Annotated in this window: 17 protein-coding genes; 9 read left to right on the forward strand and 8 right to left on the reverse strand. The window is 43.9% G+C overall.

Features of this window, described 5'->3' with window-relative positions:
- Window positions 1-59: 59 nt before the first annotated feature.
- From tnpA to tnpC, 3 genes are read left to right on the forward strand one after another with little or no spacing between them, the layout of a single operon-like run.
- Window positions 60-344, forward strand: coding sequence for an IS66 family insertion sequence element accessory protein TnpA (gene tnpA / locus MARGE09_RS21150; RefSeq protein ID WP_236985163.1), 285 nt, complete (start codon window positions 60-62; stop codon window positions 342-344).
- Window positions 344-688: an IS66 family insertion sequence element accessory protein TnpB gene (gene tnpB, locus MARGE09_RS21155; protein ID WP_236985164.1), complete on the forward strand. Its 345-nt coding sequence runs from the start codon at window positions 344-346 to the stop codon at window positions 686-688. Before tnpA ends, tnpB begins: the two co-directional genes overlap by 1 nt.
- A gap of 30 nt (window positions 689-718) precedes the next feature.
- Window positions 719-2,236 carry an IS66 family transposase gene (tnpC, locus tag MARGE09_RS21160; RefSeq protein WP_236985165.1) on the forward strand — a complete coding sequence of 506 codons (1,518 nt, stop codon included), beginning with the start codon at window positions 719-721 and terminating at the stop codon, window positions 2,234-2,236.
- Window positions 2,237-2,525: 289 nt separating this feature from the next.
- On the opposite strand, the gene MARGE09_RS21165 is transcribed toward tnpC, so the two are convergent.
- The 4 genes from MARGE09_RS21165 to MARGE09_RS21180 all read right to left on the reverse strand — a co-directional run bounded on the left by MARGE09_RS21165 (window position 2,526) and on the right by MARGE09_RS21180 (window position 9,394).
- Window positions 2,526-3,560 (reverse strand): transposase, encoded by a 1,035-nt coding sequence (locus MARGE09_RS21165; protein WP_236985166.1) that lies wholly within the window; start codon window positions 3,558-3,560, stop codon window positions 2,526-2,528.
- Window positions 3,561-3,905: 345 nt separating this feature from the next.
- On the reverse strand, window positions 3,906-4,940 hold the full coding sequence (locus MARGE09_RS21170) for a transposase (protein WP_236985167.1): 1,035 nt from the start codon (window positions 4,938-4,940) through the stop codon (window positions 3,906-3,908).
- Between the two features lie 194 nt (window positions 4,941-5,134).
- Window positions 5,135-6,775 (reverse strand): M12 family metallopeptidase, encoded by a 1,641-nt coding sequence (locus MARGE09_RS21175; RefSeq protein WP_236985168.1) that lies wholly within the window; start codon window positions 6,773-6,775, stop codon window positions 5,135-5,137.
- Window positions 6,776-7,945: 1,170 nt separating this feature from the next.
- Complete coding sequence (locus MARGE09_RS21180) at window positions 7,946-9,394, reverse strand: transposase (RefSeq protein WP_236985169.1); 1,449 nt, start codon at window positions 9,392-9,394, stop codon at window positions 7,946-7,948.
- 210 nt (window positions 9,395-9,604) lie between these two features.
- Between MARGE09_RS21180 and MARGE09_RS21185 the strand changes: the two genes are divergently transcribed.
- The gene (locus MARGE09_RS21185; protein WP_236985170.1) at window positions 9,605-10,639 is read left to right on the forward strand and encodes a transposase; all 1,035 of its coding nucleotides are present in this window, start codon (window positions 9,605-9,607) and stop codon (window positions 10,637-10,639) included.
- A gap of 364 nt (window positions 10,640-11,003) precedes the next feature.
- Here the strand turns inward: MARGE09_RS21185 and MARGE09_RS21190 are convergent, their stop codons facing one another.
- Window positions 11,004-12,614 carry an RNA polymerase sigma factor gene (locus MARGE09_RS21190; RefSeq protein WP_236985171.1) on the reverse strand — a complete coding sequence of 537 codons (1,611 nt, stop codon included), beginning with the start codon at window positions 12,612-12,614 and terminating at the stop codon, window positions 11,004-11,006.
- A 261-nt stretch (window positions 12,615-12,875) separates the two neighbouring features.
- Here MARGE09_RS21190 and MARGE09_RS21195 point away from each other — a divergent pair, with 261 nt between their 5' ends.
- From MARGE09_RS21195 to MARGE09_RS21205, 3 genes are all read left to right on the forward strand, one after another.
- The gene (locus tag MARGE09_RS21195; protein WP_236985172.1) at window positions 12,876-13,472 is read left to right on the forward strand and encodes a CIA30 family protein; all 597 of its coding nucleotides are present in this window, start codon (window positions 12,876-12,878) and stop codon (window positions 13,470-13,472) included.
- A gap of 55 nt (window positions 13,473-13,527) precedes the next feature.
- On the forward strand, window positions 13,528-14,736 hold the full coding sequence (locus MARGE09_RS21200) for an acyltransferase family protein (protein WP_236985173.1): 1,209 nt from the start codon (window positions 13,528-13,530) through the stop codon (window positions 14,734-14,736).
- A 570-nt stretch (window positions 14,737-15,306) separates the two neighbouring features.
- On the forward strand, window positions 15,307-16,329 hold the full coding sequence (locus MARGE09_RS21205; protein ID WP_236985174.1) for a hypothetical protein: 1,023 nt from the start codon (window positions 15,307-15,309) through the stop codon (window positions 16,327-16,329).
- 298 nt (window positions 16,330-16,627) lie between these two features.
- Here MARGE09_RS21205 and MARGE09_RS21210 read toward each other — a convergent pair whose 3' ends face one another.
- Window positions 16,628-17,440: a poly(ethylene terephthalate) hydrolase family protein gene (locus MARGE09_RS21210; protein WP_236985175.1), complete on the reverse strand. Its 813-nt coding sequence runs from the start codon at window positions 17,438-17,440 to the stop codon at window positions 16,628-16,630.
- Between the two features lie 306 nt (window positions 17,441-17,746).
- On the opposite strand from MARGE09_RS21210, the gene MARGE09_RS21215 reads away from it, so the two are divergent.
- Entirely contained in the window at window positions 17,747-18,292 is a 546-nt protein-coding gene (locus tag MARGE09_RS21215) for a hypothetical protein (protein WP_236985176.1), read from the forward strand.
- Window positions 18,283-19,725, forward strand: a complete 1,443-nt coding sequence (gene lnt, locus MARGE09_RS21220) for an apolipoprotein N-acyltransferase (RefSeq protein ID WP_236985177.1) — start codon at window positions 18,283-18,285, stop codon at window positions 19,723-19,725. Before MARGE09_RS21215 ends, lnt begins: the two co-directional genes overlap by 10 nt.
- A gap of 38 nt (window positions 19,726-19,763) precedes the next feature.
- Here the strand turns inward: lnt and MARGE09_RS21795 are convergent, their stop codons facing one another.
- Both MARGE09_RS21795 and MARGE09_RS21225 read right to left on the reverse strand, forming a co-directional pair.
- On the reverse strand, window positions 19,764-20,288 hold the full coding sequence (locus MARGE09_RS21795; protein WP_420828078.1) for a helix-turn-helix domain-containing protein: 525 nt from the start codon (window positions 20,286-20,288) through the stop codon (window positions 19,764-19,766).
- An 87-nt stretch (window positions 20,289-20,375) separates the two neighbouring features.
- Window positions 20,376-20,843, reverse strand: coding sequence for a hypothetical protein (locus tag MARGE09_RS21225; RefSeq protein ID WP_236985178.1), 468 nt, complete (start codon window positions 20,841-20,843; stop codon window positions 20,376-20,378).
- Window positions 20,844-21,201: the final 358 nt, after the last annotated feature.

The raw sequence follows: 21,201 nt of genomic DNA on the forward strand, positions 1-21,201 counted from the left end.
CCTTAACCACCCAATCTTTCCCTCGTAAACTAGTGCCTTTCCCAGAAAAAGGCACTCTTATGAAAAGAAGAACAAAAGCACAATGGCAGGCGTTGATTGAGGAGCAGGCGCAATCAGGGCTAACGGCTGTCAAGTTTTGCAAGCAGCACGGTATCAACGACAAGTATTTCAGTTTGCGTAAACAGGCGTTGTTGAAGGAGACACCCAAGGGGTCGGGCTTTGCTGTGGCTCGCGTTAGCTCCAGCACAAGCACCATTGAGGTTACGGCTGGAAATACGATCATTAGTCTGCCAGCGAGCCAGCCGGCAGCATGGGTTGCTGACTTCGTAAAAGCTCTCGCCTAATGCGCTGCTTTATAGAACCCTCGGCTGTTTATTTATATCGCAGCCCCGTTGATTTTCGGAAGTCGATCAATGGGTTGGCATTGGTTGTGGAGCAGGAGCTGGGTCTCGATCCATTTAATGCGAGCCTATATCTATTCTCGAATCGCGCTCGCGACAAAATCAAAATACTGTACTGGGATAAAACAGGCTTCGCACTTTGGTATAAGCGCCTAGAAAAGTCTCGCTTCAAGTGGCCAACACGATGTGCTGAAGTTTTTAATATCGACGAGCAGCAGTTGCATTGGCTTTTGGACGGTTACGATATTGAAGGTCATCAAGCGATTTATTTTTCTTCTGTGAGTTAATTTTCTGTGCATGGATGGTAAAATCCATCCATGGAAAATGCTCAAGATTTACAGAAACAAAATAAAGTTCTTCGCGAACAGTTAGCGTCAGTTAAGGCTGAGCGCGACTTTCTGCTTGAGCAATTTAATCTTGCGCGCCATCGGCAGTTTAGCCCATCGAGTGAAAAGGTCGGCATCCAACCCTCTCTTTTTAATGAGGCGGAAACTGAAGCGTCTTCCGAGAATGAGGACATTACGGAAGAAGCGGCGCAACAAGAAAGCAACGTACCGGATCGTCCTAAAGCTAAACCCAAGCGAAAGCCGCTCCCCAAAGACTTGCCGCGCGAGACGCGCATCGTTGACATTGCCGATGAAGAAAAAGTCTGCCCGTGCTGCAACGGTGAGTTGCATCAATTTGGCGAAGAAAGCAGTGAGCAGCTTGAGTATATTCCGGCGTCGGTGAAGGTAATTGAAACCGTTCGCCCAAAATATGCCTGTCGCACTTGCGAGAAGAGCAATACGCATACGCCCATCAAAATAGCTGATGTGCCAGCATCCCCTATCCCTAAAAGCATCGCAACCCCCAATTTACTGGCTCAAATTATTATCCAGAAATACCAGTTTGCACTACCACTGTACCGCCAAGAGCAGTTGTTTAAGCAGCTGGACATTACACTAAGCCGAAAAACACTGGCTAATTGGATGATTCGTTGTGCCGATGTATGTAAACCTATCGTAAAGCACTTAAAAGACACCCTTTTAGAGCAGAGCGTTATACATGCCGACGAAACACCGTTAAAAGTGATTAATGACGATAAACAAAAAAGTTATATGTGGGTGTATTGCACAGGGTCCGATTCACCAGAAACGTCGAGCCCACACAAAAACATTGTACTTTACGATTACCACCCAAGTCGGGCGGCGTCGTGCCCGAAAAGTTTTTTAGGCGATTATTCCGGCTATTTACAAGTGGACGGTTATGCCGGCTATCACAACCTCAAAGTAGAGCTTGTTGGCTGCATGGCGCACGCTCGCCGAAAGTTTATTGAGGCCCAGCGCGCGCAACCTAAGGGTAAAACGGGCCGCGCCGATTGGGCCGTGTTGCATATTCAGAAGCTTTACCGGATTGAGTCAACGCTTAAGGGACTCTCGGCGGAAGAGAAACTGGCGGCGCGGAAAGAAAAAACCTTACCTTTGTTGGACGAATTTAAAATATGGTTGGATAAAACCGTTAACCAGGTTGCGCCGAAAACAGCTATCGGAAAAGCTGTAGAATATACACTGCGGCAGTGGCACAAACTCATTCGCTTTTGCGAAAGCGGAGAATTGACGATCGACAACAACCGAGCAGAACGCGCGATCAAACCGTTTGTGATCGGTCGTAAAAACTGGTTATTTTGCAACACATCCCGCGGTGCACATGCCAGTGCAATTTTGTATTCACTGATAGAAACCGCTAAAGCCAATGGTATTGATTGCTATGCTTATTTATCACATCTGTTAAATCAGATACCCAAGGAAAATTGCAGCTTGGATGAGCTTATGCCTTGGCGTTTTAATAAAGCTTAAAAGGTGTGGTTGGCGAGACGTTTACGTTTGTTCACACTATTTATAGGATATTTATAGGACATCTAAAACTAAAAATATTTACAGTGAATATTTACAGGGTATCCAATAATAATTGATTTTAAGCCTAACACCCACCTACGAAAACCATCAAACTGTGGATGCCACGATTGAGTAACAATACAATTTTTTCGAGAAAGATCTGGTTTTACGTGGGGTGGTGCCTATTAGACATCAAATACAAGCCCACCAGCATAATGGGGGCTGTGGTATCGGTACAACGGAGTAGCTTCTAACAACCAAACAATCGCCGAGCGGCGCCTAACCCTTTAACCCAGCATTGATCGAGTTTTTCTGCGCAGGGCTTTATGGAATCACAGCGGCCGATACAGTAATGAAAGTCTTTTTCAATACGGGGCATATGTTCTAGCCAGTCATCCACGCCAATTTCTAGGCGCTGTAATATTTTAGGTGATGCAAGTGCGATGGCGTTGCTCTTATTGGGTAGAATAGCTCGCCCCGTCCAGTCGATGAGTTCCAGATAATCGCGCCAATAAAAGGGAATAACGCCTGTAGAGCGCTGCCCTTGGTCTACGGAATCGGCTGTGGGAAGGTGATTCTTTTTAGGTGGTTTACAGAAATTGGCCAGCCTAATGGGCTTTTTGTCTTTAGCTTTTTTAGCGGGTTTATTCAAAGACTGAATGCGCTGTTGAATGGCCGTAAAATCACTGGTTTCTGGCAGCTCCGCCATGCCAGCGCGCACAGGGTTTAAATCGACATATGCCATGCAGGTAATAATCGCCTGCTCGTCGAGTAAAGCCTGGCTTTTAAAGCGCCCCTCCCAAAAACGGCCAGTGCATTTATCTTCCGCGTTTGCGAGTCGTGCGATATGTTCATTTAAACAACGCATAAACCAGCTAATGCTGCTCAAACGTTTACGCCACTCAGCAACAAGGTCATCGACAAGATATTGCTCCGCTTTATTGATAGGCTGATTTTTTAACACTTTAAGGGCTAATTCATTCCCTTTGAATAACATCATCCAACGCCGAATAACCGTTTTATCACTCCACCCTGCTGCTTTTTCCGCATCAATGTGCAGTACCAAATGATAGTGATTTGACAATACCGCGTATGCTGCGATGTCTAGCGCAAATATATCCCCAAGTTCAGCAAGTTTGTCCGATATCCATTCACGACGATGCTCATAGTTTTTACCGCTGTATTTATCTTCGCCCATGAGAAATGAGCGTTTAATACAGCGTGAGCAAATATGGAACCAGCTGGTTTGGTCTAAAGAGATCAACGTTCTGCGCGCTTGAGTCATAGAAAACCTCAGTGATAAACACTACCTAGTCATTTAGGTATAGCCAATCACCGAGTTTTTTGCATTACCGTTTATCGGGTTTTGGATGTCCTATCTTTTTCTGATAAACACTACCTAGTCATTTAGGTATAGCCAATCACTGAGTTTTTTGCATTACCGTTTATCGGGTTTTGGATGTCCTATCTTTTTGTTATTTATCGGGTTTTGGATGTCCTATCTTTTTGTTAGTAATTATACAATTTTTTCGAAAAAGAGGTGGTTTTTCGTGGGGTGACGCCTATTAGACATCAACTATGAATCCACCAACATAATGGGGGCTATGGTATCGGTACAATGAAGTGGTATCTAACAACCAAACAATCGCCGAGCGGCGCCCAACCCTTTAACCCAGTATTGATCGAGTTTTTCTGCACAGGGTTTTATGGAATCACAGCGGCCAATACAATGGTGAAAATCGGTTTCGATGCGGGGCATATGTTCTAGCCAGTCATCCACGCCAATTTCTAGGCGCTGTAATATTTTAGGTGATGCAAGTGCGATGGCGCCACTCTTATTGGGTAGAATAGCTCGCCCCGTCCAGTCGATGAGTTCAAGGTAATCGCGCCAGTAAAAGGGAATAACACCTGTAGAACGCTGCCCTGGGTCTACAGAATCGGCAGTAGGAAGGTGCTTTTTTTTAGGTGGTTTACAGAAATTGGCCAGCCTAATGGGCTTTTTATCTTTAGCTTTTTTAGCGGGTTTATTCAAAGACTGAATGCGCTGCTGAATAGCCGTAAAATCACTGGTTTCTGGCAGCTCCGCCATGCCCGCGCGCACAGGGTTTAAATCGACATATGCCATGCAGGTAATAATCGCCTGCTCATCGAGTAAAGCCTGGCTTTTAAAGCGCCCCTCCCAGAAACGGCCAGTGCATTTATCTTCCGCGTTTGCGAGTCGTGCGATATGCTCATTTAAACAACGCATAAACCAGCTAATGCTGCTCAAACGTTTACGCCACTCAGCAACAAGGTCATCGACAAGATATTGCTCTGCTTCATTGATAGGCTGATTTTTTAACACTTTAAGGGCTAATTCATTCCCTTTGAATAACATCATCCAACGTCGAATAACCGTTTTATCACTCCACCTTGCTGCTTTTTCCGAATCAATATGCAGTACCAAATGATAGTGATTTGACAATACTGCGTATGCTGCGATGTCTAGCGCAAATATATCCCCAAGTTCAGCAAGTTTGTCCGATATCCATTCGCGACGATGCTCATAGTTTTTACCGCTGTATTTATCTTCGCCCATGAGAAATGAACGTTTAATACAGCGTGAGCAAATATGGAACCAGCTGGTCTGATCTAAAGAGATCAATGTTCTACGTGCTTGAGTCATAAAAAACCTCAGTAATAAACACTACCTAGTCATTTAGGTATAGCCAATCACCGAGTTTTTTGCATTACCGTTTATCGGGTTTTGGATGTCCTATCTTTTTTCTTTGCAAGCTGATGCGCCATAACCGAAAATAGTAGATCACGCTTTTCATGATCTACTATTAAATTGCCTATGCCACGCCGGTTTAGCTTAGATTAATTAGCCACTGGCCAGTCATAAACTTCATCATCAACTCGACTAAAGTCCCAGCGAACAGAATTTTGAAATGTTGAAGGTTCAGTAACCAAACTATCGCTCACAACATTTAGCCAACGTCCTGTCCAGCGGTTTCTCACTTTGAAAGAATCATCATCAATAACTAGCTCCCACTGAGCCGAGTACCACTGGCTGATATCTGCACCTAAATGATTCTCTGTTCCCGCGGGGTCCATTCGAATCTCAGTCGCTTGAGAAAAGTTAGCATTTTCAGTATTTAAATATTCATTAGTCCAGCGATTTTTAATCATGAAATAACTTCCTTTTCTCTCCATTGCCCACATCGCACTCCAATACTGATTGTTCCCATCAATAATTGGTAATACCTCTAGCATCGGATCCCCATAGGGATCACTATGTGACATTCTCAATGATTTGTTATCAGCAATCGAGTCCGTATTATCAGCGACTTGAATTCTTACGAAATCATTATAGTGAACACTTAGCGCTAATTTATCAGACGGCGTCAATTCTTGATCTGAATATTGTCCGCGAGTCATTACTTCTTGCAATAAAAATCGACTTTCAGACTCGACATCCGTATATAAAAGGGTTCCCATTCCCACAGTCAAATATCGCCCCGAACTAACGTTTTTTATTCTAAAAACGTTGCCATCTCGAATCACCTCCCATGTGGCATCAGCAAGTGAAAAACTAGAGCTATCACTTTTTATTGGCATAGGACTAAAAGGTGCATCAGCCACGTGTAAAGAATTATGATCTCCCCAATATGAAACTATTTTGTATACATTGGGGGTATCTGTAGGCACAAAATCCCATAGCGCAGAATGCCAGCTACTGGGGACATCTTCAAATTTAAAATCCAATGCGCCAAGAGGGGTACCATTATGAAGGTCTTGAATATGTAATGATGGATTATCAAAGATGTTTTCCGGGGTAAAATCTTCAAAATTCAACCTAAATGCTCGAGCATAGGGCTGAACTTCAGCCAACACAGCCTCAGTTCTTTCAGGATCTATCTTTTCACCGAAGTAAGCGCTACGATAATGCGAAATTGAAGCATGATCATATGCACCAATTGTTCTGCTTGAACTTTTTTTACCATAATTGCTCGATTTATAGCTGCCGTCTGCTTGTATTTGATCTAGATCAAAATCAATATGAGAATCCCTATCAGGCCTTTGATGCTCATGCCTAAAACCTGCCACATGAAACAACTCGTGCATTATGACTCCGACATCCACGCCATCTCGGAGATGCATAACTCTAGGGACCAATGCAGGAGTATCATAATTATACCCAATGGTAGCCCTATTAATGCCGTCTTCACCTTCGGGAATCAGTTTAATTCTAAGATCAGTTTTTAATTGAGTATTGACTTCAACAAATTTTAGCGAAGTATTTTTTTCATAATAGTCAATTGCATCTTCAATCCTAACCTTGAGATCATCTTTACTCGCCATACTATCATCATAAAAATAATCGATAGTTTTATTAGGCCACGGCTCCATATCCCTCGCTTGTTCCCCAGTAAAAACATAGTGCCGCTCAGATGGTATCAACGCAGCAACAGCCGACCCAGATACTAATAACAGTGATGCAAAAGTAATAAATTTCATTTCTTGACCTTCGTATATTATCGTCTTATTTAGAGAGAGTATCCATGATATGTAATCATCTGCTTATACAAAAAGCACTACCTCCCAATAACTCAAGTGGTGCACATAGCAATCCACTCACCTATAAAGACATACACCCTCGGCATCACCTCAAAAATATTTTTATTTTACTACCTCTACTAAACAACTCGAGTTTAGATCTTGAGGTCTAATATTCTGGACGAAGAGTGTTCCAGAGGGTTGCGGTTCTTTCTTTTCCGGGTCGCTCAAGCCTTCCCCACTGACTGAACACCTACAAATAGAGCACCGCCCATTCTGGAGCACCTTACCACTTTTAATCTGGCAACTCCTAAGCACCAAAAAACACCAAATAATCTAGTGCAATACTTCTTGAGGTTATTGGGATGATATTACGGAGCATGAAAGCGCCGGGAACGCATGAATAGCGCCTAAGGATAGCTCGAACGGCCCCGAAAATTTTAGCGCAATAAGCGACTTTAGGATTGGGACTTTAAATTCAAGAAAATATGTTTAAACTAAATTATTACTTAAGCGAAAAAACTTAGCATATATAATCAACCGCAAAAGATACTATACATTGCTAAACTACCGCATTACGATACGCGCTACGCACTTCAAACACAATTGCGATACAACACACATATATAGCAATATGAGATAACTCATAGCATATACTTACCACTGATTTGAACACTCCTTTGTTGCACTTTTTGCACGAACTCTTTGGTAAAAGTGAGCGAGGCTTAATATAGAAAAACCTTCTTAAAACCCTTTTCGCACCAACATCTAGAATGGTATGGGCCTATAGCTCATTGATAATTTCACGCTGACCAAATAACAAAAGAGCTCTACATTACACCCTATAGGACATGTAGAAACCGAAACACCTCAAAAATTACTCAATCTTTTTTCAAGTTATGCAATGGCGATGAAGGCTCCCATAAATAATACTCCCCCCTCATACCGCTCAGTCGACAGCAGCATCACTCCTAGCGCTTGATTTTTATGCAGTCTTATGCAGCTATTCATTGATAATCCTTGGGCGAGGAACCTCGCAACCCTAAAGAACCTATAGCCAACTACCAATTCGCGACAATCAGTGAATGATTTCAAATGATCATAATCTGGGTATCGGTGTCCGGTCGATAATCAGAGGTACTTCATTAATAAAGGCTTAAGTTGCCTCTCATACAGTGTTTGGGAGCTTTTATGGCGAAAGCTGTATTTTAAAAACCTCCAAATTTGGCGTGTAATACGTGAGAGCTGCGTATAAAAAGCGCGGTATGCATCCGGGTAAATATAATCGCTGATATTTTTTTCACCGGATTCAATATCGCATGCATCATCGTCGCACTCCTCATTTTCGTGCTCAATATCTTCGCGCTGCAGGTAGAGAGCCATTTTTCGTGCGTGCTTTTTACTTTGAGTCATATCGCCATCAGGCATCGCCAAGTCATCTTTTCGCCGCAACAAAAATAGCATCGTTGAGACGTAAGTCATGAGCCCTAGCAGAGCCTGCAACTCAATAGCGCATGCACTTTTCCCCCAAGCTTTAGCGTTGACTAAGTCATGTTTAAAGTTATCAAAGTATTTCTCTACATCCCAGCGGCGATAGTATAAAAACGCAACGACACCGGGTTCAAGCGAAAAGTCATTCGTTAAATATTGATAAAATTCACCCTCAGGGGAGCGCCACTCAACCAGCCGCCAAGGTAACTTTCCGCTTTGTAGTTCAATCTCGTAGTCGTTGATGACATTTTCATTGCACGCGGATTCTGATAGTGGCCGAATGGCCTTTTGGGTATAGTTGAGCGTGGCCTTCATGCGGGTAATGACACTCGCATCAACCTCTGTTTGGCGGTCCTCCCAGTATTGACCGTCAATAAAAGCGCGATCCACGACATAAATTGCATTGCGAATACGCGTCCAGTCTCGCTTATCCTCTCCCATCATTTTTAAAACGCTCATCTCGCCTATCGACGCTGTTTCAGTGCGAACACAAACGGGAATGCCATGTCGTATATCATAGGCTGTCATTAACATATGGCCTTTTTGATTGTCACTACCTCCCTCCTTGGGAAGGACACGCAGAAAATGGCTAGACTCCTTTTGATAGGTCGCATCGATGGCCAGAACAGGGCGCTTTCCCAAGCCCTGAACACCGGCAAGCTTATTGGGAAGAGCCTCGCGCGCAGCGCTCACTAAATGGGCCACGCACTGCTGGACGATAATGCAGCGTGTTCTACTCGAAAGCGCGTCCGACCACGTTGAGCGCGCTAGAGGCACGCGCGACGCTGACGGGTCGCAATGCCATAATTGTTGAATGTGGTCCCTGAGCGTGGCACTTTGTGTGAATTGCCTTATTGCACCAAAGAGCATAAAACTTTCCATCGACAGCGACTGAAAAATATTATCGGAAAAGCGGACTTTGGCTAATGCATTTTTGATGGGGCCGAAGAGGTCACTCATAACAGTATTATCGGTGAGGGTTTCGGTCACTGAATCGGCGCGGCGTTGAATCATGGTTATGACATTCTCGTCAGGGTTGAAAAATAAAAATTTCCGGCCCCGGCTGGCGACAATGTCAAGCGATTCCATGGTTTTTTTTCGAAATTATTCGGCTTAAGCGTTACACCTTAAAGCCGTTTCTCGGTTAATTTGGGGTGTTCACATGGGCATTATATAGTGCGTAATAAAATCCCATTAAAAAAAAGATAGGACATCCAAAACTCGATAAACGGTAAGGCAATCCCTTCGTTCATCAGCTATACCTTTATAAGGTGGAGCTAATTATTGAAGGGTGTTTTTATGACGCAAGCGCGTAGAAGGTTGATTTCTTTAGATCAAACCAGTTGGTTTCATATTTGCTCACGTTGTATTAAGCGTTCGTTCTTAATGGGCGAAGATAAATACAGCGGTAAAAACTATGAGCATCGCCGCGAATGGATTTCCGATAAGTTAGCGGAGCTAAGTGACATATTTTCTATTGATATCGCCGCTTACGCAGTATTGTCCAATCACTATCACTTAGTACTGCATATCGATGCTGCCAAAGCTGCAGGCTGGAGTGATAAAACCGTTATTCGTCGCTGGATGATGTTATTTAAAGGCAATGAGCTGACACTTAAAGTATTAAAAAATAAACCATTAAGCAAGGCAGAGCAATATTTAGTTGATGACCTTGTCGCTGAATGGCGTGAACGGTTAAGTAGCATCAGTTGGTTTATGCGCTGTTTGAACGAGCATATAGCGCGCTTGGCGAATGCGGAAGATAAATGTTCTGGTCGCTTCTGGGAGGGCCGCTTTAAAAGCCAGGCGCTACTGGATGAGCAGGCGATAATTACATGTATGGCCTATGTCGACTTAAACCCTGTGCGCGCAGGCATGGCAGCATTGCCTGAAACCAGTGATTTTACCGCTATACAGCAGCGTATTCAGGCCTTAGGGCAGCCGACTAAAAAAACGGAAAGTAAGCAAAATATTAAACTCGCCAAATTCTGTAAGCCCCCCAAAAAGAACCACCTACCCACGGCCGATTCGGTGCATCAAGGTCAGCGCACGACTGGCGTTATTCCTTTTTATTGGCGCGATTATCTTGAGTTAATTGATTGGACCGGACGTGCAGTACTACCGAATAAGAAAGGCGCCATTAAAATGGCTGAACCAAAAATATTGCAGCGCTTGGCTATTGATACTGATCACTGGCTAGAAAATATGCCCCGCATCGAGAAAGATTTCCATCATTGTATTGGCCGAGAGGATTCGATAAAGCCTTGCGCCGAAAAGCTTGATCAATGCTGGGTTAAAGGCTTAGGGGCTGCTCGGCGATTGTTTGGTAGCTAGTTTTTTCTGCTATCGAAACATAAAGGGTGGCTAACAGCCGCTCTCTATTGCTTTGCCGTGCCTAAAGTTTGTAATGTCCCTAAGATATACATTAGTATTCCTTGCGAAGTTTGCATATTATTTGTTCATAATAGATATAGTTGGCACTTAGTTCGTGATTTTTATTTTTTTGGCAGATTAGTGTTATGGATGTCCCCAATATTTTCCCAATATTTTTAAAAGATGCGTATTCCGTTGGTGTACATGGCGTGTAGTAAAAATGTGTAGTCACCTTATTGGTGATGAATCATTTTTATCACGCGTCAGGTGCACCAAGGGGATGCGTAGACTTTGATGGTTCAACTACGGTTTTTAGGTTTAACTATCACCGCTTCATTCGTCGCCGTACTTCCCTTGAATGCCAAGCCGCAGGGACAATGACAAGCGCTGCAATTGTGCCTAACAGCCAAAGGTAACCTTGCCCAAAAAGTGCTAGCTGAACGATATCGGCGGCTTGTTCATTGTTTACCTGTTGGGCAAAAGCGTAAGAGCCAATAGCAGCGTCTTTAGCGATGGAAAAACCGCCACTAAAGGCGCTTTCCCACCCCATTGCTGACATTGATGCATAGGCCTTATACCCCAATGCGGCAGCACCAAAGCCCACAAACCCAATACCTACCGTACCTATACCCAGTACACCAATACCAACAGCGCCTATGCTCAGCCCGCCCACCGCCACGATACCCACACTAATAGGTGCAACGGCAATGCCACCCCAAGCAAACAATAGCCCATAAGCACGGTCGCCTCCGGCTACCCAACCCACAACTGGGCCGTCATTTTTTTCTGGGGTACCAAAGCGAAAATGAAATAAAGGCACACCGAATAGGCTTGCATTACTTTTAAATTCGCGCTGTTTAGCGCTGGGGCTGTCTGCGGGGTGTGTAAAAGCGTCGGGGTTAAATATTCGCTCCTGCGCTCTAAGGTTACGCGTTTTTTGCAACAAATACATTGTTAACCATAGGTAGCTGAATACAAAGCCTAAAACCCACAACTGTGAAATTACCGCTAATAATGTTGGACTAACAATATGTTGTGCAGCTAAGTGCTTAAAGCCAAACATGCCTGCAACAAAAATAATCGCGAAAATAAAAAATAATGATGTTAAGACAATAACACTGCGCCGCTCGCGCTGCGTGCGCGATTGCGCTAAACCTGCACGCACACCAAAAAATGCACTAATAACGCCAGAAAACGCAGCCAATAAAGTGACTAGGCCCGTCCATTTCAATAAAGAACCCGCCTTGGCTGCGCCGGCGCCTAGTGTGGCAGCCTGTACCGGTGGAGACGCCAAATTTATAGCCGCAATAACGCTAGTAGTAAAGGCCAAGCTCGGTGCACTTTTCGCCAGAGTATCCTCCACAAATGTGACCATAGCTTTTTCCAATAGCTTGCGGCCACGCGACAGACGCTGCTTTACAACTTCTTCTGATAAATCCAGAGCACTTGCGACATGGGCAACCGAGTGATGCTCGCGATAAAACAACACTAAGGGCTCGCGATAGTTTGCAGGGATTTGCTCTAGGGTTTGCCATAGCAAAGCTTGCTCCTGCTCGCGGATGGCGGATTCTTCAAGCCCAATTTGGCCTGCTTCGTGGTCCTCGCCTTCGGTAATATCCTCGGCACCCTCTATAGGCTGACTGGCCGCTTTGCGGCGATAACGACTGACTTTAAAGCGTAAAATACCGCACAACCATGACTTTAGCTTCTCTGGGTCTTGCAGGGTTTCAAGCTTCTTCCATGCTTCAACAAATGTTTCTTGGGCAATATCCTCACTGTGTTTAACGTCACCAACAGATGAATAAGCAACCGAGCAAAGTAAGCTTTGGTAGCGTGCGACGATTATGCAAAAAGCATCGCGGTCACCACCTAAAGAGGCCAACACCAAAGAGGCATCGCTACTATTTTGTTGTTTTTTACGTGTGAAAAAGCTCATAAAATTATCTTTATCTGTTTGTGATGCTCTTAGGTGCCTATTGCGCACTGAAAGGTGACAGGTTTGTTAAAAAATAATTTGATATTCACTCTCCTTATTCCTTTCTGTACACGCTTAGTACTCAGTAAACCCTATTGAATACAAAAATATTTATTTTCTTTTGTCACCTTTGCATTCGCACTTGGCACTTAATCAACGCAACACGGTGCTTTACCACCCTGAAGCATCGAATTTATTAACCGATTAAGTCAGGAATCGATCATGAACGTATTCAAATCTGCCGTACAATTTTGTAGCCACTGCATTACATTAACAGCTCTGTTAGCTGCTTCAAGCAGCTTTGCTGCCCCCTTGGCAGCCACTATCGACGACTTTAGCCATGCGCAAAACAATGGCTTAGGCATTGAACGCCAGTATTTAAGTGATGTACTAGCCGGTGGCAGCACCACTACCGAGCAGGTCCAAAAAGAAGGCATCTTATATTTGAAAGGCAGCATACTGCCGCCGCGCGGCCAGCCAGGTTGGGCTAGTACAGTACTGCCTTTGGGGCCGGAAGGCCAAGCACAAGACGCCAGCCAATTTAAAGGGATCCGCATGCTCATTAAGGTGAGTGCTGGCAACATTTCGATTACCGCCAATAGCACTGAAGTCACCAACTTCGACTACCACGCCAAGCCCATTGCGGTGGTAGCCGACGGTAAATTCCACGAAGTAAACATTCCTTTCAATACCATGAAGCGTGCCTGGTCCGAGCAAACTGCCTTAAACACTAAAGCCCTGCACAGCCTAAGCATAGTGGCTTTTAGCCCACAGCCAGGCGCCTTCGACTACGCCATTGATGAAATCAGTTTTTATTAATCACACCGCTCATACTTAATGGCACTAAAGCTGTGCACCACAATACGGAAAAACCATGACTCAACCAATGCTTAAAAATCAACGCCTTGATTACCTCGATGCCGTGCGCGCCTTTGCTTTGCTTTTAGGTATTGTTTTCCATGCGAGCTTATCTTTTATGCCACTGTATATTGGTTGGGCAGTAATGGATATTTCAACAAGCCCTGTGGTGCCAGTGTTTATGCTTATTAGCCATTCATTTCGTATGGAGCTGTTCTTTTTAATTGCCGGTTTTTTTAGCCACATGGCATTTCACAACCAAGGGACTAAAGCATTTATACAATCGCGCACGGTGCGCATTGCTATACCGTTTATTATTGGTTGGCTTATATTGCGGCCGCTTATTGTATCTGGCTGGATAATGGGCGCAGCCAGCTTGCGTGGCGATGTTGATATTAGCGGCGCATTGCTTGCTGGGGTTACCACCCTAGGTGAACTACCGAAGGGATTTTTAACAGGTTCGCATTTATGGTTTTTGTACTATCTGCTTTTGCTGACTGCTGTAATACTGGTAGCACGCTGCGCTATTTACTTACATACACCTATTAAAAATTACTTAGCCGTGCGGGCAGATAAAGCTTTATGCTGGGTATGCAGCTCCCCGTTCGCACTAATCGCCCTAGCCATACCGACTGCCGTATGCCTGTGGTTTATGGATCATTGGGGCGTAGATACACCCGATAAATCACTTATACCGCACATCCCCGTCACCTTACTTTATGGAGGAATATTCTTATTCGGCTGGTTAATGCATCGCCAAGCTAACTGTATTGATAGTTTTTCCCGCATTACTGGGTTTAAAGTGGCGCTGTGCTTGTTTTCGGTTGGCGCCAGCGTCAAACTTTCTAGCTTTGAAATGCAGACGGGCTTACCTTACTACACTTGGTTAAAAGTAAACTTTATGCTGAGCTACGCAGTAATGATGTGGACTTTAATCGCGCTTACACTTGGGCTATTTAAAACACTATTTAATCGCCAAAGTAAAATTATCCGCTACTTTTCAGACGCTTCTTATTGGCTTTACCTTATCCACCTACCCATAGTAGTGTGGCTACAAGTTGCTTTTGCAGAGCTGCCGCTACATTGGGGTATGAAGTGGGCCCTCATTTCAAGTACAACCATTATATTTTCGATTATTCTTTACGATACTTGCGTGCGTGCAACTTTGATTGGCGCTATATTAAATGGGAAAAAGCGTAAGCGATTAATGTCGGTACTGAAATAATAAAATATTCGATAACTAGAGAGGTAGCTATTTTTCTATAAAAATATAGCATTCATAATTTACAGCAGTAGAAACATAATGATTCTAAAAAATTGTGGAATTACTGTATTTGGCTATGCTTTTATAGAATTATATTTTAAAAGGATAAATGGGCTTGAGAACGCGAAAAAAGTAATTATTGTAAGATCAAGAAGCGATGCTTAGCGCAGAAAATGGACCGACCTATCAAGGCGGGAGGCCTCATATTACACATCGCATTTTTGTAGGGATATACATCATTAGATAATGCATCGAGGCAGGAGGCCTCTTATTAGACATTGCAGGAGTATAATGTCGAGGAGCTATGACCGAAGAGCAGCTATTTAGGGGCCAGAAACAGTGACGCCGCTATCGCGAAAAGTACATTTTTACAGATATTCCAATGCTAGGAATAGAGATTAGCAATTTTATCGCACTTAAGCTTGATTAAGATTCTCTAACGGTTAGATAATGTGACCCATCAACTCCTTAATGAGTAGCGAAAGTTTGTGTTATCTGAAATGTTCTTATAATAGCCTTAGAGCCTTTTGGGTGCCGCATCCTACTATTTTGATAGGGTCATTACTCATAGCACCCATTGGCTCTACCCAAGAGGTAACAAGCAGTAGTGAAGACTCTAAGTATCTAATTGTTGCTCTCAGTGATAAAAGTCACGATTGGGTTTCTGGCAAAGTTGACTCATTAGCTAGCAATATAGATACCTACTTTGCCTCTGGCACCTTAGCAGACAGGAAGAATACAAGCTATGTTTCCGTTCAGTGGACCAATACCTATAGCCATTTAAATTATTATGACAATCGCTTAAAGGTGCGAGGCCGCTTAGATTTACCAGGCACTAAAGAGCGCTTCAATCTGTTCTTCGATAGCGACCCTGAAGAGCATGATAGCCTTAGCAGTCGGGTGTTACGATCTAATCGTGCAAGCGAAAAAGAAGATGGCGTATTAGGTATCGGTTTAAAAAACAAAAGTAGCTCCTTCAAAGTTAAGCATGGTATTGGGCTTTCTTCAGGAGACCCAATCGATGTCTTTTACCGTTTTAAGCTTAACTATAACACCCAGATCAACGATCATTGGGAAAGCTACTTTTCCCAATATATTTGGCACTATCATCAAAAAAGTTGGGGCGAGAGAACACAAGGGCAGCTCACTTTTAAGGCTAATGAATTTTGGGAAATATCTACAACTTCAGAGGCCCAGTATGAACACCGTTATAAAAACTTTGAGTTTGCTCAGATTTTTTCTTTGCACAGATATATAAGCAATAGCCAAAATTTGCAATATAACATTGGCGCACTAGCTACCGATAAACCCGACTTTAATGTAACTGACTATTTCTTATCTTTTGATTACCGCCAAAGAATGTATAAAGATTGGCTATACATGAGCGTAGTACCAGAATTACTCTGGATTAGAGGGGAGCGCATACATGTAGAGAATAATGACTTCCGCAAAAAGGGCTTTGACCCAACCATTTCTCTACATTTTGAAATAATATTTTCTGGTCAACCAGAGTACCGATATCGAAACATGTATAAACAGCCTGCAATTAAATAGCTACATAACTTTTCAACTGCAAGGTAGACCTAGGCTTTTACTCGATATAACATCCAGTTTACCGCCCCGTTTGAGGTTACCGCATCTTGAACATTGCCTGTTTTAAACCAAAGCGGTCCATTCTAGATATGGGCTCTTTCGCCTAAATTGCTGAAAACTCAACAACCACCAGCAAAAGCTAGTGATTGTTGAGCGCATTTTCGATTATCCACTTGCGCCAGCTGTGAGTTGCTTAGCCTACTTGTACCATTAAGCATTCAGAGTTTTAAGAGAGCCTAAGGGCTATAGCTTGATGGTACTACAATGACTTTTGTTCAACCTCCCAGCGAGAGGCGTTGCAGTAGCCACAGTTGCTGCCTTCGAATTCCGTGGCGGCATCGGCGTCGTCAAATAGCTGGTATAAAAACCACGCGGTTGTAATACCTCGAAAATCACCACCATCGCCAACCGGTTCAAAGTGGCTTGCGCCCTGAAGAATAGCCCAGAAGACAGGTACATTCGTGCGGCTAAAAAGACCCGCGTGATTGCGCGTTGGGTTGACGAGTGTATCGGCGCTGCCAGAAAGTAAAAGCATTGGGCCGCTTTGGTTGGTGTGTGAACGTCTATCGTGGCCTAGGCCCAAGGTGTAACCCTCAATTGGCGCAGAGGTGGCAATGCGATCATCGGTTGCGGCCATAATCGAGCCCCCGCCACCTTGCGAATGGCCAGAAGTGCCAACCTTGTTGAAGTTGATATAACCTGAGATAGAAGAGTCTTCAAGCCAATCGAGGCACTCAAGCATGTCGCGGCCTGTGCCCGCATTGGTGGTATTGGCCGCCAGTACAACAAAACCCCAAGATGCCCAATGCCTTAATAGCCCCCGGTAAGACGAAGGGCTTGCGCCAGTGCCGTTGCCCCATAGTATTACGGGGTGGTTGCCATCAAGGTTGCTCGGACGGTATAGCGTGCAGGAAGATCCGGCGCGCTCTTGCGTGGTTTGATTCCCGCCCGAGCTATCGTAGCTCCCCCCTGTAGTGTCATCCCTGCCACCAAAAGCGTGCGCGTTTCCGGCGCAGAAAGCTAAGCTTAGTAAAAGTGCAAATGAAGATAAATGTACAGATGATAATTTCACAACTTGACCTCGTTTAAAACCAATGCTCCCTGCGTTTATCGAGATGCGTTATTGCCTCTCGTGATCCCGGGGGTATTCTAGAAAGCGTTTTGTCGTTCCGATATGACACCAAAGACCGTATTATTGTGAAATTGGCTTATCGATGCTCTGAGTATTTTATCGGCCGCTAAATATCGATAACATTGTTCCAAACATTACGTGAAAATCGAGGAGTAACGTTTCATTTTTATTTCTAAATTATTAAATCAATATTATTTTTTTATTAATATTATTGCCGGCTCGGTTGTCTTGCTACTGTGCTATGCAGTGAATGAGATTGTCGTCTCAAAAAAAGTACCCGAAAATAATTTATTGCAAGATTTTGGTGAAAATAATGCCATTAAAAACACGTTGGCTGACCTAAATATTCGCGCGTTGGAAAACGCCTACTTAAAGTATTTAAGTGCGGGCAATGAAAATGCTGTGTTGAGGTTTGATGCTATTTTTCGCCGTGAGTTGGGCCAAAATCTGCATAAGTTTATGTATGACGCTTCGTATCGCCAATTATTTATTCAGCAGATTGTCGGCGTGCAAAAGACGCGTTATACACTTAGCTTTAATCGATTTATAGAAGAGTATGCAGAATTTCTTATTTGGCAGAAAAAGTTATTGACGATTTATGGCTGTAAACCATCGCCCGAAAAAATTAGCCAATTTATTGGCGCTATTAAACGTGGGTACTCCCATAGTTTTTCTCAAGAGCTGTACCCCTTGCTGCAAGTTTGGGTGCTGGCTTCTGAAATGCAAGGTGGTCGTTTAATGCTTGATACTTACCAGCGCTTTGCGAATGATAGGGGTGTGCGATGTTGGTAAGTGGCAATTTATTGGCGGGTTCGTATTTCACTAAAAATAATAATGCTTGCTTGTGGTTTATTTTGGCACTTTTAAATGGCCTTATTATTGGCTTGCCTTTTGTTTTTAATGCGTTTTATATTGTTGGCTGGTTTTCATTAGCGCCTGTTTTTATGCTCGCATTTTTTATGGGGCGCAAGCGCTATTCGCTGTATTGTTTAGTCTGCCTTTTTAGTGCCTATGCGGTAGCGAGCCATTGGCTTGTTAATTTTTTTCATCTGCAAGGCATGTCTTTTCTAAAAGCCGTTGCTTGGTGCTCGCTCTACTGGCTATTTATGAGCGTAACCCTAGCGGCCTTATTGTTGTTTTTTAGGGTCTTGGTTGAGCGTTTTTCAAAAATAGTGTTGCCCGTTATTTTTGCCAGTGTGGTGACTGCCCATTGTGCTGCCACTTCATTTTTGTTTCCCGCAAATTGGGTTTACAGCCAGGGCGAGTTTGTTGTGGTATTGCAGTGGGTCGCGCTTCTGGGTGAATACGGCCTTATGTTTGTAATGGTTTTGACTTCTGCCGCTACAGGGTGCTTACTTATGCGCTTTAATTATCGCCGATTTTGGGGCGGCCTTATCGCGTTGATCGCGTTTTGGTTTTCGCCGTTGATATTTTCGCAAACTCTGACGGCTCGAGCTATTAAGGAGGTTGAAACGGTAACGCTAGGGTGGGTGCAAACGGACTCCCTGCCAGGGCAGCGCTCCAAGCTAACAAATTACTCATTGGCAAACCCTATTGAGCTGCAGCTTTCCATGGCAATCGCTGATCAGACGGATGTGATTATTTGGCCAGAAACAGGGGCAAAGGAGTTGTGGTCGAACACACATTTTCATTCTCAGCTTAATGAATTTACTCGCTCAACTGGCACAAGCGTGGTCCTTCAAGATATTCGAAGGGAGGCCGGGCGCAGTTACAATAGCTTGATGCATGTTGCGGCTGGCCAAACTACGGAGTACTACGATAAGCGCTACTTGATACCCATTGGGGAGTTTATTCCTGATTGGTTAGCAGGTTTAGGCGCGGACGAATTTTTGCTGGGTGATGGCGGGCGCTTTTTAACGGAAGGTGGGCGAGATGTCGACTTTACGAATGGTAAATTCCTGTGGCGCAGCCGTATTTGTTATGAAGCTTTTTTTTCGAGTGCGTTCGCAGCAATGACGAAAAGCCGCCCCATTGATTTTGCGACAATATCCTCTAACCAAGCTTGGTTTAATAGTGCATCGCAGGTAGACCTAATGAAAGCGGTTAGCCGTATCCGGGCGGTACAGCTTAATGTGCCTGTGCTGCATGTTAATAATAATGGTCCTTCATGGCTGTTTGATGCTGACGGGCATGAACTTACGCACTCGCCAGCAGGCGTGCGTGGCGCTTTTTTTACAACGGTCGTGGTGCCCAAAGGCCGCTAAATTATCGCGCAGGCATGAACTAAGGGAATTGCAAAAGCCTACGACATTTGCGCACAGTGCCTTTTTTCGCTTTGTTCTTTTAATTGCAAGGGTGTTTTTCCTGTCCAAGTTTTTATAGCCCGCCGCAAACTGGAACCGCTTGAAAACCCCATAATTTCCGCAACGGTATCAACGCCAAGCTCCGAGTCACAAATGTGCCTACATGCGATCTCCATTCTAACTTCGTTTAAAATTTCGCGAAAACTGGTTTGTTCAAGAGTCAGTTTTCGAGTAAGTGTTCGGCGAGAAATGTTCAGTTGATACGCAATGCACGCCAATGAGGGGCTGTTAACAAAAGATTTACAAACCTGCCAGCGAACAAGTTCGGTGAAAGAATTATCTGGATATTCCCTCTGATACTCGTTTTCGAGCGCTTCGAGCAGTTTTATAAAAATAGGGCGCCGAAGTGGTCGCCACTTTTGAGTAAAAACATCAATTGCAGAACTAATTTGAGTTGGGCCCTGATGGATTTCAACCGAGACATTGAAGTACGCCTTTATATAATCTTGGCAATAGCTGTGCAACGTGTTGAGTTTAACGTGGAATGCTGATTCTGGATCGCTGCAAAAACCGCAACTTTTAAAAAGTTTAAGTGTGGTGGCAAGCCTTAATTAAAATTCAAATTTCCTAGAAAATTTTGAGCAATGCCCAAGCTCCAGTTCCGGAACTGGGCACACAATATGTTGATCACGCGTAAGATGATAATTAGGTGTGCGATAGTAGTGGAAATAATAAGGTTGTGTGAGTATGACATACCGCCTAAATGCCAACCCAACCGCAAAAAGGGAGTGGCTGCAATTAACCGTTTCGCCCAAGGTGCCATAGAAACACCAAGGAATATATGCACCGGCCTTAATGCCGCAGCCGCTTCCTAGCGAATGAACGCAATTGTGAAAAATTTGGGATAACTGCGCAAAACTTATTTTTTCGTTTGTAGTATCGAGCAGGTATTGTTCAATCGCGGTATTTCGTAAAGCCTCGGAGCTAGCCACGCCCTGAGTCGATAAAAACTCGATAATAGCTTTAGGGATGTAGCTAAGCGGAATATTGCTAGGAGGATTAATCACAGAGTACCTCATGTCTACTGCTTGAACTATGAGCGTCCTGCTATGTGACAAATACGGCACCAAAAAAGTTAATAGGTGCTGTGATGGTAAGTAAGGTTTACGTGCCGCTACATCCAATATTCGCCACCACTTTGATGGCTTGTTATCCTATACTTAATGTATGCATTATTCTATAATTTTTGACTCCTTTTGTTGAATAAAATTGATAGGGCCGCGGATCGACTGCACTAACTACTTGAAGCGCACAAATTGGAGGATCAATTTGCACAACCAGCTGGCCAAAGGGTGAAGCGCAAGGGTGCGTCGAGTGTTTTACTGTTTAAAAAAATAGAGCATCTAAAAGCCTACTCTAAAGTCACACCGACTGAAA

The sequence above is a fragment of the Marinagarivorans cellulosilyticus genome, assembly GCF_021655555.1.
Lineage (GTDB): Bacteria > Pseudomonadota > Gammaproteobacteria > Pseudomonadales > Cellvibrionaceae > Marinagarivorans > Marinagarivorans cellulosilyticus.